Origin of the sequence: Pseudomonas sp. S31, from assembly GCF_016648105.1 — a bacterium.
In the GTDB taxonomy this organism is placed as follows: domain Bacteria; phylum Pseudomonadota; class Gammaproteobacteria; order Pseudomonadales; family Pseudomonadaceae; genus Aquipseudomonas.
The window spans coordinates 1-13,752 of sequence record NZ_JACVVE010000016.1 but is presented as its reverse complement, the minus strand read 5'-3'; the positions used below and the strand labels follow the sequence as shown (position 1 = coordinate 13,752).

Annotated in this window: 15 protein-coding genes and 1 pseudogene; 6 read left to right on the top strand and 10 right to left on the bottom strand. The window is 64.0% G+C overall.

Annotation, left to right across the window (positions count from 1 at the left end):
- Positions 1 to 67: 67 nt before the first annotated feature.
- The 5 genes from IAE37_RS13715 to rplU all read right to left on the bottom strand — a co-directional run bounded on the left by IAE37_RS13715 (position 68) and on the right by rplU (position 3,755).
- Positions 68 to 529 carry a CreA family protein gene (locus IAE37_RS13715; RefSeq protein WP_201174430.1) on the bottom strand — a complete coding sequence of 154 codons (462 nt, stop codon included), beginning with the start codon at positions 527 to 529 and terminating at the stop codon, positions 68 to 70.
- Positions 526 to 1,644 carry a glutamate 5-kinase gene (gene proB, locus IAE37_RS13710; RefSeq protein ID WP_201174429.1) on the bottom strand — a complete coding sequence of 373 codons (1,119 nt, stop codon included), beginning with the start codon at positions 1,642 to 1,644 and terminating at the stop codon, positions 526 to 528. The genes IAE37_RS13715 and proB overlap by 4 nt, the downstream gene beginning before the upstream one ends.
- Before the next feature lie 85 nt (positions 1,645 to 1,729).
- Positions 1,730 to 2,956: an Obg family GTPase CgtA gene (gene cgtA / locus IAE37_RS13705; RefSeq protein ID WP_201174428.1), complete on the bottom strand. Its 1,227-nt coding sequence runs from the start codon at positions 2,954 to 2,956 to the stop codon at positions 1,730 to 1,732.
- Positions 2,957 to 3,144: 188 nt separating this feature from the next.
- A complete protein-coding gene (gene rpmA, locus IAE37_RS13700) occupies positions 3,145 to 3,402 on the bottom strand; it encodes a 50S ribosomal protein L27 (RefSeq protein ID WP_003247464.1) in 258 nt (85 codons plus the stop codon).
- 38 nt (positions 3,403 to 3,440) lie between these two features.
- A complete protein-coding gene (rplU, locus tag IAE37_RS13695) occupies positions 3,441 to 3,755 on the bottom strand; it encodes a 50S ribosomal protein L21 (RefSeq protein ID WP_023533254.1) in 315 nt (104 codons plus the stop codon).
- 244 nt (positions 3,756 to 3,999) lie between these two features.
- On the opposite strand from rplU, the gene IAE37_RS13690 reads away from it, so the two are divergent.
- The 3 genes from IAE37_RS13690 to IAE37_RS13680 all read left to right on the top strand — a co-directional run bounded on the left by IAE37_RS13690 (position 4,000) and on the right by IAE37_RS13680 (position 5,799).
- Positions 4,000 to 4,968 (top strand): polyprenyl synthetase family protein, encoded by a 969-nt coding sequence (locus IAE37_RS13690; RefSeq protein WP_201174427.1) that lies wholly within the window; start codon positions 4,000 to 4,002, stop codon positions 4,966 to 4,968.
- Between the two features lie 162 nt (positions 4,969 to 5,130).
- Positions 5,131 to 5,472, top strand: coding sequence for a zinc ribbon domain-containing protein YjdM (locus IAE37_RS13685; protein ID WP_133331179.1), 342 nt, complete (start codon positions 5,131 to 5,133; stop codon positions 5,470 to 5,472).
- Between the two features lie 81 nt (positions 5,473 to 5,553).
- A complete protein-coding gene (locus IAE37_RS13680) occupies positions 5,554 to 5,799 on the top strand; it encodes a PA4570 family protein (RefSeq protein ID WP_201174426.1) in 246 nt (81 codons plus the stop codon).
- Positions 5,800 to 5,930: 131 nt separating this feature from the next.
- Here the strand turns inward: IAE37_RS13680 and IAE37_RS13675 are convergent, their stop codons facing one another.
- From IAE37_RS13675 to IAE37_RS13655, 5 genes are all read right to left on the bottom strand, one after another.
- Complete coding sequence (locus IAE37_RS13675) at positions 5,931 to 6,548, bottom strand: FKBP-type peptidyl-prolyl cis-trans isomerase (RefSeq protein WP_201174425.1); 618 nt, start codon at positions 6,546 to 6,548, stop codon at positions 5,931 to 5,933.
- 86 nt (positions 6,549 to 6,634) lie between these two features.
- Complete coding sequence (locus IAE37_RS13670; protein WP_136916691.1) at positions 6,635 to 6,940, bottom strand: DUF6482 family protein; 306 nt, start codon at positions 6,938 to 6,940, stop codon at positions 6,635 to 6,637.
- A gap of 115 nt (positions 6,941 to 7,055) precedes the next feature.
- Positions 7,056 to 7,544, bottom strand: coding sequence for a TIGR00645 family protein (locus IAE37_RS13665; RefSeq protein ID WP_133331171.1), 489 nt, complete (start codon positions 7,542 to 7,544; stop codon positions 7,056 to 7,058).
- Between the two features lie 82 nt (positions 7,545 to 7,626).
- A complete protein-coding gene (locus IAE37_RS13660) occupies positions 7,627 to 7,965 on the bottom strand; it encodes a PA4575 family protein (protein ID WP_201174423.1) in 339 nt (112 codons plus the stop codon).
- 159 nt (positions 7,966 to 8,124) lie between these two features.
- Positions 8,125 to 10,563: a Lon protease family protein gene (locus IAE37_RS13655; protein WP_201174421.1), complete on the bottom strand. Its 2,439-nt coding sequence runs from the start codon at positions 10,561 to 10,563 to the stop codon at positions 8,125 to 8,127.
- Positions 10,564 to 10,815: 252 nt separating this feature from the next.
- Between IAE37_RS13655 and IAE37_RS13650 the strand changes: the two genes are divergently transcribed.
- The 3 genes and pseudogenes from IAE37_RS13650 to IAE37_RS13640 all read left to right on the top strand — a co-directional run.
- The gene (locus IAE37_RS13650; protein ID WP_133331165.1) at positions 10,816 to 11,304 is read left to right on the top strand and encodes a DUF3015 domain-containing protein; all 489 of its coding nucleotides are present in this window, start codon (positions 10,816 to 10,818) and stop codon (positions 11,302 to 11,304) included.
- A gap of 74 nt (positions 11,305 to 11,378) precedes the next feature.
- Entirely contained in the window at positions 11,379 to 13,232 is a 1,854-nt protein-coding gene (locus tag IAE37_RS13645; RefSeq protein ID WP_201174420.1) for an Lnb N-terminal periplasmic domain-containing protein, read from the top strand.
- A gap of 104 nt (positions 13,233 to 13,336) precedes the next feature.
- A pseudogene (locus IAE37_RS13640) lies at positions 13,337 to 13,752 on the top strand (GreA/GreB family elongation factor); the annotation flags it as partial.

Genomic DNA, 13,752 nt, shown 5'->3' with positions numbered 1-13,752 from the left:
CATTCCCCTGTAGGAGCGGCCTTGCGCCGCGATGGAGGCCAAAGGCCTCCCAGCATCTGAAAACCTATCACTGCGCCCAAGGCAGGATCGGAATCGCCGTCACCGCATTCTGCGGGCTGCCCTCGATCATGCGGTCGCTGTACACCAGGTACACCAACGTGTTGCGCTTCTTGTCGAGAAAACGCACCACCTGCATGGTCTTGAACACCAGCGAGGTGCGCTCCTTGAACACCTCCTCGCCATCCTTCAGCTCACCCTTGAAGTTGATCGGCCCGACCTGACGGCAGGCAATCGAGGCCTCGGCACGGTCCTCGGCCAACCCCAAGCCACCCTTGACCCCGCCAGTCTTGGCCCGCGACAGGTAGCAAGTCACACCCTCGACCTTGGGATCGTCGAACGCCTCGACCACGATGCGGTCGTTCGGCCCGAGGAACTTGAACACGGTGGAAACCTGGCCGATTTCCTCGGCGCCAGCCAGCATGGGCAGCGCCAAAGCTGCCAGGGCGATCACACGCTTGAGCGACTTCATACCAGCACCAGGTTGTCGCGGTGCACCAGCTCCGGCTCGGCGATGTAGCCCAGTGCCGACTCGATCGCATCGGACGGTTGGCCAATGATCTTCTGCGCTTCCAGGGCGCTGTAGTTGGCCAGGCCACGGGCGACTTCGAGCCCGTCCGGGCCCACGCAGACCACCATCTCGCCACGGCGGAAGCTGCCCTGCACGGTCTTCACGCCGACCGGCAGCAGACTCTTGTTGGCCTGGCGCAGGGCCTGCACGGCACCGGCGTCGAGCACCAGGGTGCCACGGGTCTGCAGGTGGCCGGCCAGCCATTGCTTGCGCGCCGCGAGCATGCCGCGCTCGGGCGACAGCAACGTGCCCAGGCGCTCGCCAGCCTTGAGGCGGTCGAGCACGCGCTCGATGCGCCCACCGATGATGATGGTATGGGCACCGGAACGGGCGGCCAGGCGCGCGGCGCGCAGCTTGGTCTGCATGCCGCCACGGCCCAGGGCACCACCGGTACCGCCGGCCACGGCGTCCAGCGCCGGATCGTCGGCACGGGCCTCGTAGATCAGCTGGGCCTCGGGGTTGTTGCGCGGGTCGGCATCGAACATGCCGTCGCGGTCGGTGAGAATCACCAGCAGGTCGGCCTCGACCAGGTTGGCCACCAGCGCCGCGAGGGTGTCGTTGTCACCGAAGCGGATCTCGTCGGTGACCACCGTGTCGTTCTCGTTGATCACCGGCACCACGCCCAGGTCGACCAAGGTACGCAGGGTGCTGCGGGCGTTGAGGTAACGCTTGCGGTCGGACAGGTCGTCATGGGTCAGGAGGATTTGCGCGGTGTGCTTGCCGTGCTCGCCGAAGCTCGACTCCCAGGCCTGCACCAGGCGCATCTGGCCGATCGAGGCGGCAGCCTGCAGCTCGTTCATCGCGCTCGGTCGCGAGGTCCAGCCCAACTGGCTCATGCCAGCGGCCACGGCCCCGGAGGAAACCAGTACCAGTTCAACGCCCGCTTCCCGCAATGCCACCATCTGCTCGACCCAAACGGCCATGGCGCCGCGGTCGAGGCCCTTGCCATCGGCCGTCAGCAGGGCGCTGCCGATCTTCACGACCCAGCGCTTGGCGCCTGTCACCTTGCTTCGCATCTTCTTCCAACCTATGTCGAATCTGTAGATACCGTAGATACAAAAACGCCGCTCCAGTGAGCGGCGTTTAGTGTACTGCAACCGATCAGTCGCGCACGTAAATGATTTCCGGACCGTCTTCGTCGTCCTCGAAATCATCGTCCCAACCATCGTCGTCGCCGATGTCGTGCACGCTCTTGACGCCGGTACGGCGCAGGGTACGCGCGTCGTCCAGCGCCTGCAGCTGGGCACGGGCTTCGTCCTCGATACGCTGGTCGAGGTCGGCCAGCTCTTCGGCGTAGGCCGGGTCGTTGGCCAGGCGGTCGGCGCGCTCTTCGAGGTAGCGCATCAGGTCGTGGCTGAGTTGCTCGGTGCCCTGCTTGGCGATGGCCGAGATCATGTATACCGGGCCTTCCCACTGCAGGCGCTCGATGACTTCCTTGGCCCGCTCGTCGCGCTCGTCGTCCATCAGCATGTCGCACTTGTTCAGCACCAGCCAACGCTCGCGCTCGACCAGCGACGGGCTGAACTGGGTCAGCTCGTTGAGGATGACTTCGGCGGCATCGGCCGGGCTGCTTTCATCCAACGGCGCCAGGTCGACCAGGTGCAGCAGCACACGGGTACGGGCCAGGTGCTTGAGGAAGCGGATACCCAGGCCGGCACCATCGGAAGCGCCTTCGATCAAGCCTGGAATGTCGGCGATGACGAAGCTCTTCCAGCGGTCGACGCTGACCACGCCCAGGTTCGGCACCAGGGTGGTGAACGGGTAGTCGGCGACTTTCGGCTTGGCGGCCGAGACCGAGCGGATGAAGGTGCTCTTGCCGGCGTTCGGCAAGCCCAGCAGGCCGACGTCGGCCAGCACCTTGAGCTCCATCTTCAGGTCACGCTGGTCGCCCGGCTTGCCTGGCGTGGTCTGGCGCGGGGCGCGGTTGGTACTGGACTTGAAGCGCGTGTTGCCCAACCCGTGCCAGCCGCCCTGGGCGACCATCAGCTTCTGGCCGGGGGCGATCAGGTCACCGATCACTTCCTGGGTGGTGGCATCGATCACCGTGGTGCCCACCGGTACACGCAGGAACAGGTCTTCACCCTTCTTGCCGGTGCAATCGGTGCTGCCACCATTGGAGCCACGCTGGGCCTCGTGGTGACGGGTATAGCGGTAGTCCACCAGGGTGTTGAGGTTTTCGTCGGCGACCATGTACACCGAACCGCCGTCACCACCGTCGCCACCGTTGGGGCCACCGTTCTCGATGAACTTCTCGCGGCGGAAGCTCATGCAACCGTTACCGCCGTCACCGGCCTTTACCCGAATCGATACTTCGTCAACAAACTTCATCTAAAACCGCCTCTCGTCGACCGACGAGCTGAATGACACAAACCCTGAGGCTCTTGCAAAAATGAGCGCGGCGGCCCCGTACGACCGTAGAAACCAACGCCGGCAGCCCATACGAACAGCTTTGCAAGAGGCTCACCACAAACGAAAAAGCCCCGTCGCATGACGGGGCTTCTGGAGCGACGTCGCGATTAAGCGGCGACGATGCTCACGTAACGGCGCATGAACTCGCCTTTCTTCTCGAACTTGATCACGCCTTCGATCTTGGCGAACAAGGTGTGGTCCTTGCCCATGCCAACGCCGTAGCCAGCGTGGAATTCGGTGCCGCGCTGACGGACGATGATGTTGCCTGGCTTGATGACCTGGCCGCCATACATCTTCACGCCAAGGCGTTTCGATTCTGAGTCGCGACCGTTACGAGTACTACCACCAGCCTTCTTGTGAGCCATGGTTCAATTCTCCAAATAAATTCAGGGGACCTAGGGGATTAAGCCTGGATACCGGTGATTTTGATCTCGGTGAACCACTGGCGGTGGCCCATACGCTTCATGTGGTGCTTACGGCGACGGAACTTGATGATGCGTACTTTATCGTGACGACCTTGCGAAACGACTTCGGCAACCACTTTAGCGCCGGCGACGACTGGTGCGCCGATGGTGACTTCTTCACCGTTGGCAACCAGCAGAACGCGGTCGAAAGTCACGGATTCGCCGGTGGCGACTTCCAGCTTCTCGACCTTGAGGAATTCACCTTCAGCGACTTTGTACTGCTTGCCGCCGGTAACGATTACTGCGTAAGACATGGTATTTCTCCGATAATCCTGCTCACCCAGCGCTTTATATGATGAGTATTGGCTGGCATGGCTGCACTGGGCTGGAACGGCCCGGTGCAATTGCGTAAGGCAGGTGCTGCCCAGGAAGTTAGGGTGCGCGATTGTACGCAACCCGGGTTTTGCTTGCAAGTGGCGGCCCCGGGCCACGGGCAGCGTGCCTTGACACACCGGTACCCGCGACCTAGCATGCCGCGCAACCTCAATGGAGCAGCCGATGCAACCCCAAACCTTCTACCGCGCGGTAGCTGACGACTTCAGCGCCGTCGACGAGATCATCAAGAAGCAGCTGACCTCGCGCGTGCCGCTGGTATCGAAGATCGGCGACTATATCACGTCCGCTGGCGGCAAGCGCCTGCGCCCACTGCTGGTGCTGCTGTGCGGCAAGGCCCTGGGCCGCGAGGGCGACGACCTGCGCCTGCTGGCCGCGACCATCGAATTCCTGCACACCGCCACCCTGCTGCACGACGACGTGGTCGACATGTCGGGCATGCGCCGTGGCCGCTCCACCGCCAATGCCCTGTGGGGCAACGCGCCAAGCGTGCTGGTGGGCGACTTCCTGTATTCGCGCTCGTTCGAGATGATGGTCGAACTGGGTTCGATGCCGGTCATGCAGATCCTCTCCAAGGCCACCCGGGTGATCGCCGAGGGCGAGGTACTGCAGTTGTCGCGCGTGCGCGATGCCAGCACCACCGAGGAGGTCTACATGGACGTCATCCGCGGCAAGACCGCGATGCTGTTCGAAGCCTCGACCCACAGCGCCGCAGCCCTGGCCGGCGGTACCGATGCGCAGCGCGAAGCCCTGCGCACCTTCGGCGACCACCTGGGGGTCGCCTTCCAGCTGGTCGACGACCTGCTCGACTACGAAGGTGATGCCGAGGCCCTGGGCAAGAACGTCGGCGACGACCTGGCCGAGGGCAAGCCGACCCTGCCGCTGATCTACACCATGCGCGAAGGCACGCCGGAGCAGGCGGCGCTGGTGCGCAAGGCGATCCAGAAGGGTGGCCTGGAAGACCTGGAGCAGATTCGCGAGGCGGTGAAGGCATCCGGTGCGCTGAAGTACACCGCGGAGCTTGCGCGGGAGTACGTCAAGCGGGCGATCGAGTGCCTGGAAGTGCTGCCGGCCAGCGAATACCGGGATGCCTTGGTCGAGCTGAGCGAGTTTGCGGTAGCGCGTACGCACTGACAGACCGAGCTGGATTCTTCGCGGGTAAACCCGCTCCTACAGGGATCGCGCAGCCTGTAGGAGCGGGTTTACCCGCGAAGCTTTTGTACGGACAAAAACACTTCGCCAGCAAAACCTTATACAATGTGGGCTTTAACCCCCCCGTCTGTTTAAGGAACCGAAGTGAGCACGCTGCCCCCCTGCCCCAAATGCAACTCCGAATACACCTACGAGGACGGCACCCAGCTGATCTGCCCCGAGTGTGCCCACGAGTGGTCGGCCAGCGGCGAACCCGAGGCGGCCAGCGACGACGTGGTGAAGAAGGACTCGGTCGGCAACGTCCTGCAGGACGGCGACACCGTCACCGTGATCAAGGACCTCAAGGTCAAGGGCTCGTCCCTGGTGGTCAAGGTCGGCACCAAGGTCAAGAACATCCGCCTGTGCGACGGCGACCACGACATCGACTGCAAGATCGACGGCATCGGCGCCATGAAGCTGAAGTCCGAGTTCGTGCGTAAGGTCTGATTACAAAATCCGCCAATTGGCGCTTGCTATTTTGATAATAAGAATTATTCTCATTGGGACAGCTTTCCAAGGAGAATAGCCATGACTTATCTGATCGACGCCTGGCTGGACCGCCCCCACCCCTACCTGCGCATCCTGCACCGGGAAACCGGTGAGGTGTGCGCGGTGCTCGAGGAAGAAGCACTGGACGAACTGCGCGACCAGGGAGACCTGGACCTCAGCGGGCTGAGTTCGAGCGAACCGATCGTGCTCAAGGAGCTGGTGCGGAATCTGTTTCTGTTCTGCTATGCGCGGGCGTTGCGCCCTGGGGGGACAGATTGGAACTGACGACCTGGCGAGGGCTTCGCCCTCGATCGCGGCACAAGGCCGCTCCTACATGGGAATGCATGTCCCTGTAGGAGCGGCCTTGCCGGGGCGCCGGACCGGCCGGAATGGGCCGCAAAGCGGCCCCAGTGGCATTACAGAACGTCAAGCAGCTCGACGTCGAACACCAGGGTGCTGTGCGGCGGGATGCTGCCGACGCCTTGGGCGCCGTAGGCCAGCTCGCTCGGCACGTACAGGCGCCATTTGCTGCCGGCGTTCATCAGCTGCAGGGCTTCGGTCCAACCAGCGATCACGCCACCGACCGGGAATTCGGCCGGCTGACCACGGTCGTAGGAGCTGTCGAACACGGTGCCGTCGATCAGGGTGCCGTGGTAGTGGGTACGTACGTTGCTCTCGCGAGTCGGCTTGGCGCCTTCACCGGCGGCCAGCACTTCGTACTGCAGGCCCGAGGCCAGGGTGGTGATGCCGTCACGCTTGGCGTTCTCGACCAGGAATTCCTTGCCAGCGGCAGCGGCGGCTTCGGCCTTGGCGGCAGCTTCGGCTTGCATCACTTCGCGGATGACCTTGAAGCTGGCCGACAGGTCGGCTTCGCTGACACGGCTGTCGGCGCCATTGAAGGCGTCGGTCAGGCCGGCCAGGATGGCTTCCAGGCTGACGCCTGGTGGCGGGTTGTCACGCAGCTGGCCGCCCAGCTGGCGGCCGATGCCGTAGCTGACGCGGGTTTCGTCGGTGGACAGGTTGAGTTCGGACATGGTCGTGCTCCACTGCAGGGCGCAGTGCAGCCGCGCCCTTGATGAAAAGGGCGAGCAGCCTAGCACACTGCGGTGCCTGCAAGCAGCTACCAGGCCGAACGCTGGGAAATCGGCACCTTGAGGTCTTCTTCGGGGTGTGTGCCCATGCCGCACATCTCGTCCTGCACCGACCAGTGCACCAGGTTCATCGACATCAGGGGAATCGCCTGCAGCAGCAGGCGTGCGTCCTCGACCGAATGCACCCGCAGGCGCTTGCCGCGATTGTCGGCCAACGGATGGGCACGGCCACTGACCCGCGCTTCGAGCAGATAATCCCCCCCTTCGATGGCGATCAGGTTGAGTTCGTCGACATGGCCCGCCCGGGCCTCGGTGTTGAGTTGATGCAGGTTCATGAGAGCACCTCACGCAGGGGATCACGCATGAGTGCTCATTTTTTGTACAGGGCGGGCAATTTCACAAGGGATTACCGACGCCGCTCGTCAGATGCGGCCCATCCCAGGCGCACCTTCAGTGCTTGGTCAGCTTGTCCAGGTAGCCCATGCAGAAGGCGGACACCACGAACGTCATGTGGATGATCACGTACCACATCAGGTAGTCGGTGGAGATGTTCTGGGCATCCATGAACACCCGTAGCAGGTGAATGGAGGAAATCGCCACGATCGAGGCCGCGACCTTCATCTTCAGCGACGATGAGTCCATCTTGCCCAGCCAGTTGAGCTTCTCTTTGCTGTCGTCGATGTCCAGTTGCGAGACGAAGTTCTCGTATCCGGAAATCATCACCATCACCAGCAGGCCGCCGACCAGCGACATATCGATCAGCGAGAGGATCACCAGGATCAGGTCCGCCTCGCTCAAGGCGAAGACGTTCGGCAGGACGTGGACCACTTCCTGGAAGAATTTCAGCGCCAGGGCCAGCAGGCCGAGGGACAGGCCGAAGTAGATGGGCGCGAGCAGCCAGCGCGAGGCATACATCGCATTTTCGAGGAAACGTTCCATGGAGGGTTGGGACTCGTCAGGTGGCAAAAAAACGACGGCGAGTATAGCCAGCCACCTGTGACAGCAACAGCCTCGGAGTGCCTCAGCCTTCGGGATGGAACTGGTAGTCCCCCAGATTGCGGCAGCGCTCGCCATTGATTCGCCGCAGTTGCGCCTGCAGGTGCAGGCACCAGATCTGCGGGTCCTCCGCCACCTGGTAGCCATGCAGGGTCAGGCTGTCGACGATGGCGTTGAGCACCGACTCGGCCACCAGCGGCCCATGGAACGGCCCTTGCGCCTTGATCGCCGAGGGTTGTTCGCCGGCCATGCCGGCGGCGAACAGCAGCGTCCACATGCCGTTGTCACCGGCCAGCGGGCGAATGCTGCATTCGATGCGGGTCACCAGGCCCAGGCACTGGCGGGTGAGGCTGAGGTTGCGCATGGCCGCGTCCCCTCCACGAAGCGAAATTCAACCCGCACCAGCGGGCTGTTTTCATCCTGACCGTACTGCCGTCCCTATGCTCCAGCATAGAAGACCGACGGCGCAGCTGGAAAACCGGCGCTGAACGGTCGCCATGACCGCCAGCGCCGGGTTCTTGACTCAGGCCGGCTTGGCCTGGGCCACCATCTCCTCCAGGCGCTCCTTCTCGGCGTCCTTGATTTCTTCCTCGCTGATCATCTCGGCGATTTCGCGCAAGCGCTCGACCACCCGGGCGTTGACGCTGCCCTCGGTGAACTGCCCCTGGTCGTCCAGTACACCGGCCTCCTCGCCCACCAGCAGGCTGAGCGCCTCGTCGGCCTGTTTCACCGCATAGACATGGAACTGCCCGGCCTCGACAGCCTGCAGCACGCGTTCGTCGAGCATCAGCGTGGCGACGTTGGCCCGCGGAATGATCACCCCCTGGTCACCGGTCAGGCCACGCGCTTCGCAGAGGCGGAAGAAGCCTTCGATCTTCTCGTTGACCCCGCCTACCGCCTGCACTTCGCCGAACTGGTTGATCGAGCCGGTGATGGCGAAGCACTGCTTGAGCGGCGTGCGCGACAAGGCCGAGATCAGCGTGCACACCTCGCCCAGCGACGCACTGTCGCCATCGACGTAGCCATAGGACTGCTCCAAGGCGATGCTCGCCGAGATCGCCAGGGGGAATTCCTGGGCGTAGCGGCTGCCAAGGTAGCCGGTGAGGATCATCACGCCCTTGGAGTGGATCGGCTGGCCCAGGTTGACCTCGCGCTCGATATCGACGATGCCGCTGCCGCCAGGGTACACGGTGGCCGAGATGCGCGCCGGCATGCCGAACGCCGAGTCACCGACCTCGAGCACGGTAAGGCCGTTGCACTTGCCGATCGCCGCGCCTTCGGTGTCGATCAGGATGATGCCGGCCAGCATGTCGTCGAGTACCCGCTGCGAAACCCGGCCGGTGCGCGTGGCCTTGGCCTTGAGCGCCCGCTCGATGTGCCCGGCGTCGGTCATCTCGTCACTGGCCAGCTGGCGGATGAAATCGGCCTCGCTGACCAACTGGAACAGGTCGCCGATGCGCGCCGACAGACGCGACTGGTTTTCCGCCAGGCGGGCGCTGTAGGTGGCCAGCCGCGCCACGGCATCGCTGGTCAGCGGCGCCATGCCCTCCTCGTTGGTGCGGGTGCGCAACAGCTGGGCGAACTGTTCGAGGTTCTCGTCGACCATCGGCATGTCTTCGTCGAAGTCGACCAGCACGCGGAACATCTCCTGGAAGTCCGGATCGTGGTCCTGCAGCGCGTAGTACAGCTGGCGCGAGCCGATGATCACCAGCTTGACCTTGAGCGGGATCATCTGCGGCGTCAGGCTCACCGTGGCGACCCGGCCGAGCTCGCCCAGCGGCGACTCCATCTTCAGCTTGCGCGACTGCAGGGCCCGCTTGAGCGCATCCCAGACGAACGGCTCGCCGAGCATCTTCTCTGCTTCGAGGATCAGGAAACCGCCATTGGCCCGGTGCAGCGCGCCAGGGCGCAGCTGGCGGTACGAGGTATACAGCGCCCCCTGGTCGGTGCTGTATTCGATACGCCCGAACAGGTTGTCGTAGGTCGGGTGCGGCTCGAAGACCACCGGCGCGCCGCCGTCGGCGTGATGGCCGACCACCAGGCTGGGAGCGTACTGCTCCTCGAGCAGCTTGCGCGCCACGGCGTCGGTCTTGCTGTCATCGACCAGTTGCTCGACCACGGTACGCAGCAGGTTCAACTGCACCGACTGCAGGTAGGCGCACACCGCGGCGTTCTCGGCGTATTTTTCCGACAGCGGCGCCAGCAGCGGCTGCAGGGCCAGGGTGATGGTTTCTTCGTTCAACTGGCGCAGCTGGTTGTTCGATTCGCGCTTCCACTGGGGCAGGCTGGCCAGCTCTTCGTTGAGGCGTTCCTCGAGGGCGGCGATGTCCTCGTGGAACTGTTCGCGCACCGACTCGGGCAACTGGGCGAACTCGGCCTCGTCGAGCGCCTTGCCGTCGGCCATGGGGGTGAAGGCGACGTTGCTGGCGTCGCGGTACAGGGCCACGTCCTTCTCCAGCGAGGCCCGTTCGATCACATCCAGGGCACGGTCGTAGCGCTGGTTGAAGGCGCGGTCGATGGCGCCCTTCTTCTGCTGGTAGGACGGGTGTTCGAACACTGCGGGGAAGGTGGCCAGCAGGTTATCGATCAGCCCGCCCATGTCGGCGATGAAGGCGTGCGCGGTACCCGAGGGCAGCTCCAGCGCGCGGGGTTCGCGGGTGTCGTCGTAGTGGTTGACGTAGACCCAGTCGGACGGGGTCTGCTGGCGCTTGCCCTCGGCCTTGAGGTAGCGCTTGACGAACGAGAAGCGCCCGGTGCCGGGCTCGCCCATCACGTAGACGTTGTAACCGGGGCGCGGCATGGCCACGCCGAATTGCAGGGCCTCGACAGCACGTTCCTGGCCCAGGACACCTCGAAACGGCTCCAGATCGTCGGTATGGGTAAACGCAAACTGCTCGGGGGAAAAACGCCGGGTCAGGGCTTCAGGCGCGAGACGCAGGCGCGCAGCGACGGGATCGGGCATTGGGTTTCCTTACTTCGGCGGGGCGATACGCAGCATTCTGGCGCTGCCCGCGCGCGCCTTGCAAGGCTCCCCGGGACTTTATGTCGCAGCCGTGGCGGCCGGGCATGTAGCAAATTTTTCGCAATCAACGACGCAACCTTTAGATCGTGCCTAAACTCCAAGCTGCGCGGGTGGGTAAAACGCGTTCCCGCCTGGCAACCGAGTTGCCAGACAAACCTGACCCTTGGTTAAGACAAATAGAGAACAAATGCTATGAAACGGATTCTTCTGGGTACTCTGTTCACCGTGGTCTCCCTCAACGCCATGGCCGAAGCGCCAGGTGGCCCGAACTGCGGTTGGGGTAACCTGTTGTTCGAAGGCCAACGTGGCACCCCGGCCCACTTCCTGGCCTCCACCACCAACGGCACCTCCGGCAACGCCACCTTCGGCATGACCTCCGGCACCAACGGCTGCTCCACCAAGGCTGCGCTGACCTACGGCGGCAAATCCTGGTTCGCCATGAATGGCATGATGAACGAACTTTCCGAAGACATGGCCATGGGCCAAGGCGAAGCGTTGACCACCTATGCGGTGGTGCTGGGCGTCGCGCCTGAAGACCGCGGCTACTTCGCATCGGTCACCCACCAGCACTTCAACCAGATCTTCAGCAGCGCCGACGTGAACGCCGAAACCGTCCACGCCAACACCCTGGCTGTCCTGAAGAGCGACCCACGCCTGGCCAAGTACGCCACCGAGGCCTGAGTCCGGCATCTCCCGCCCCGACATCGGGGCGGGTTTCGCTTTTTCTTCGGCATCGTTGAGAAGTAGTTGCCCTCATGCTCAAACGCCTCGCTTCCCTGGCGCTGTTGTTCTGCGCCCCTCTTCATGCTGCGCCGGTGCTGGATGACGCCCGTGTTCGGCAACTGGCCAACACCCCCTACTGGATCGCCCTGGGCCATTATGAAACCGCCAAGCTCGGCGGCTGGCGCAGCTACGTGGACGATGACGCCTTCTTCCTCGCCGCCGACGGCGCTCACCATCCTGACCAGGAACTGCGCGCCACGGTCGAGGCGCTGTATGCCCCGGCCAGTCTCGGCGACAAGCATGCCCAGTGCGTATTCCCGGCACGCACCCGCTGGTTGCGCGAGCAGCTTGGGCTGCAAGGCCTGCCGCAGCCGGACTGCCAGGAGTTCAAGACCTGGTACCGATCGATCGACCCGCACAGCGCCGCGCTGATCTTCCCGGCGGCCTACCTGAACAGCCCGTCATCGATGTTCGGCCATACCCTGCTGCGCATCGACCAGTCCAATACCCGCAACGACGACACCACACTGCTGAGCTACGCGATCAACTTCGGCGCTTATATCGAAGGCAGCGACAACAGCATCCTCTACGCCTGGAAGGGCCTGATGGGAGGCTACCCCGGGCTGTTCGCGCTGATGCCCTACCAGGAGAAACTCTCCGAATACCGCAGCCTGGAAAACCGCGACCTGTGGGAGTACCAGCTGGACCTGACACCAGAAGAAACCGGGCGCATGGTCGAGCACGTGTGGGAGCTCAAGCAGATCCAGTTCGATTACTTCTTCTTCGATGAAAACTGCTCCTACCGCCTGCTCGAACTGCTGCAAGTGGCGCGCCCGAGCCTGGACCTGACCTCGCAGTTCCCGCTGACCGCCATCCCCACCGACACGGTCAAGGCGGTGAAACAGTCGGGGCTGGTGTCGAGCATCAACTACCGCCCCTCGCGCGAACGTGAATTGCTGGCGCGCGCCGAACCGCTCGACCATGCCGAAAAACGCCAGGTACTGGCGCTCAGCGCCGATACCGGGCAATTGCAGGCCACCGATTTCACCGCCCTGCCCCGCGACCGCCAGGCCCTGGTGCAGGATGCCGCATACCGCCTGGAGCGCTACCGGGCCAACGGCCAGGAGCGCGACCCCGAGCAGGCCCGGCGCAGTTTCGAATTGCTGCGGGCGATCAATCGCAACCCGCCGCCGCCGCTGCAGATCGAACGCCCCGGGCTGCCGGAGGACGGCCATGACTCGCGCACCTGGCAGCTGGGCGTGGGCACCCGCGAAGACCGGGCCTACGCCGAGTACGGCCTGCGCATGGCCTACCACGACCTCAACGACAATGCCTACGGCTTCCCATTGGGTGCGCAGATCGAGATCCTCCAGCTCAAGGTCCGCCAGTACGAGGGCAACGACTGGCAGGTGCAGCGCCTGGACCTGGCCACCATTCGCTCGCTGACACCGCGCAACGAGCTGCTCAAGCCCTGGTCTTGGCAGGTCGCTGGCGGCCTGGAGCGGGTGCCGGGCAAGCATGACGACGAAGTGCTGGTCAGCCATGTGAACGGCGGTGCCGGTGGCACCTGGCAACTGGCGGACGGCCTGCTGGGCTTTGCCCTGGGCACATTGCGGGTCGAGCACCACAACGACTTCGCCCAGTTCGTGGCGCCGGCAACGGGTTTCAATGGCGGGCTGCTGTGGCGCAACGGCCTGGGCAATATGACCCTGGAGGCCAAGGGCGACTATTTCACCAATGGCGAGGTGCGGCGCAGCGTGAGCTTGAACCAGCAATGGGAGATCAGCCAGAACCTGGGGTTGCGGTTGAGTGCTTCGCGGCAGTTCAGTCACCTGGCCAGCGCGCAGAACGAGGTGATGCTCGAGCTGAAGTGGTATCACTATTGAGTGAAGCCCAGCTGACGGCGCGGCCAGGTCGGGACCGGGGCGCGCACGGACATCCGCCGAAACCCGGCACCTGCCACAGTGGTCTTCTGCAAAAGGAGGCCCCAATGAGCCGAGCATTCGTCAACGAAGACCACGCCGCCGCCCAGGCCGACCAGCCAGTGGAACGGCGCGTCAGCGACCAGCCCAACTATGTCACCGCCAACGGCCTGCGCCAGTTGCAACAGCGCGTAACCGAGCTCAACGCCTTGCGCAACCAGCTTCAGGCCCAGGGCGAACGGGGCGACAAACAGCGCCTGGCCGATACGGAGCGGGATATCCGCTACTTCGCCGCCCGGGTGCAGAGCGCCCAAGTGGTGCCCGCCGCAACGTCGCGCAGCAAGGTACAGATCGGTAGCCGGGTCAGGTTCGTCGATGAGCAGGATCAGGAGCACTAGGTGCAGTTGGTGGGCGAGGATGAGGCGGATGCCGGGCGCGGGATGATCAACTGGGGGTCGCCACTGGGGCGGGCGCTGTTGGGGGC

Bases quoted from the DNA above. Each gene is read 5' to 3' on its own strand.
- cgtA (WP_201174428.1), bottom strand. From the start codon at position 2,956: ATGAAGTTTGTTGACGAAGTATCGATTCGGGTAAAGGCCGGTGACGGC.
- IAE37_RS13655 (WP_201174421.1), bottom strand. From the start codon at position 10,563: ATGCCCGATCCCGTCGCTGCGCGCCTGCGTCTCGCGCCTGAAGCCCTG.
- rplU (WP_023533254.1), bottom strand. From the start codon at position 3,755: ATGTCTTACGCAGTAATCGTTACCGGCGGCAAGCAGTACAAAGTCGCT.
- IAE37_RS13665 (WP_133331171.1), bottom strand. From the start codon at position 7,544: ATGGAACGTTTCCTCGAAAATGCGATGTATGCCTCGCGCTGGCTGCTC.
- IAE37_RS13690 (WP_201174427.1), top strand. From the start codon at position 4,000: ATGCAACCCCAAACCTTCTACCGCGCGGTAGCTGACGACTTCAGCGCC.
- IAE37_RS13660 (WP_201174423.1), bottom strand. From the start codon at position 7,965: ATGCGCAACCTCAGCCTCACCCGCCAGTGCCTGGGCCTGGTGACCCGC.
- IAE37_RS13680 (WP_201174426.1), top strand. From the start codon at position 5,554: ATGACTTATCTGATCGACGCCTGGCTGGACCGCCCCCACCCCTACCTG.
- IAE37_RS13670 (WP_136916691.1), bottom strand. From the start codon at position 6,940: ATGAACCTGCATCAACTCAACACCGAGGCCCGGGCGGGCCATGTCGAC.
- rpmA (WP_003247464.1), bottom strand. From the start codon at position 3,402: ATGGCTCACAAGAAGGCTGGTGGTAGTACTCGTAACGGTCGCGACTCA.
- proB (WP_201174429.1), bottom strand. From the start codon at position 1,644: ATGCGAAGCAAGGTGACAGGCGCCAAGCGCTGGGTCGTGAAGATCGGC.
- IAE37_RS13645 (WP_201174420.1), top strand. From the start codon at position 11,379: ATGCTCAAACGCCTCGCTTCCCTGGCGCTGTTGTTCTGCGCCCCTCTT.
- IAE37_RS13715 (WP_201174430.1), bottom strand. From the start codon at position 529: ATGAAGTCGCTCAAGCGTGTGATCGCCCTGGCAGCTTTGGCGCTGCCC.
- IAE37_RS13650 (WP_133331165.1), top strand. From the start codon at position 10,816: ATGAAACGGATTCTTCTGGGTACTCTGTTCACCGTGGTCTCCCTCAAC.
- IAE37_RS13675 (WP_201174425.1), bottom strand. From the start codon at position 6,548: ATGTCCGAACTCAACCTGTCCACCGACGAAACCCGCGTCAGCTACGGC.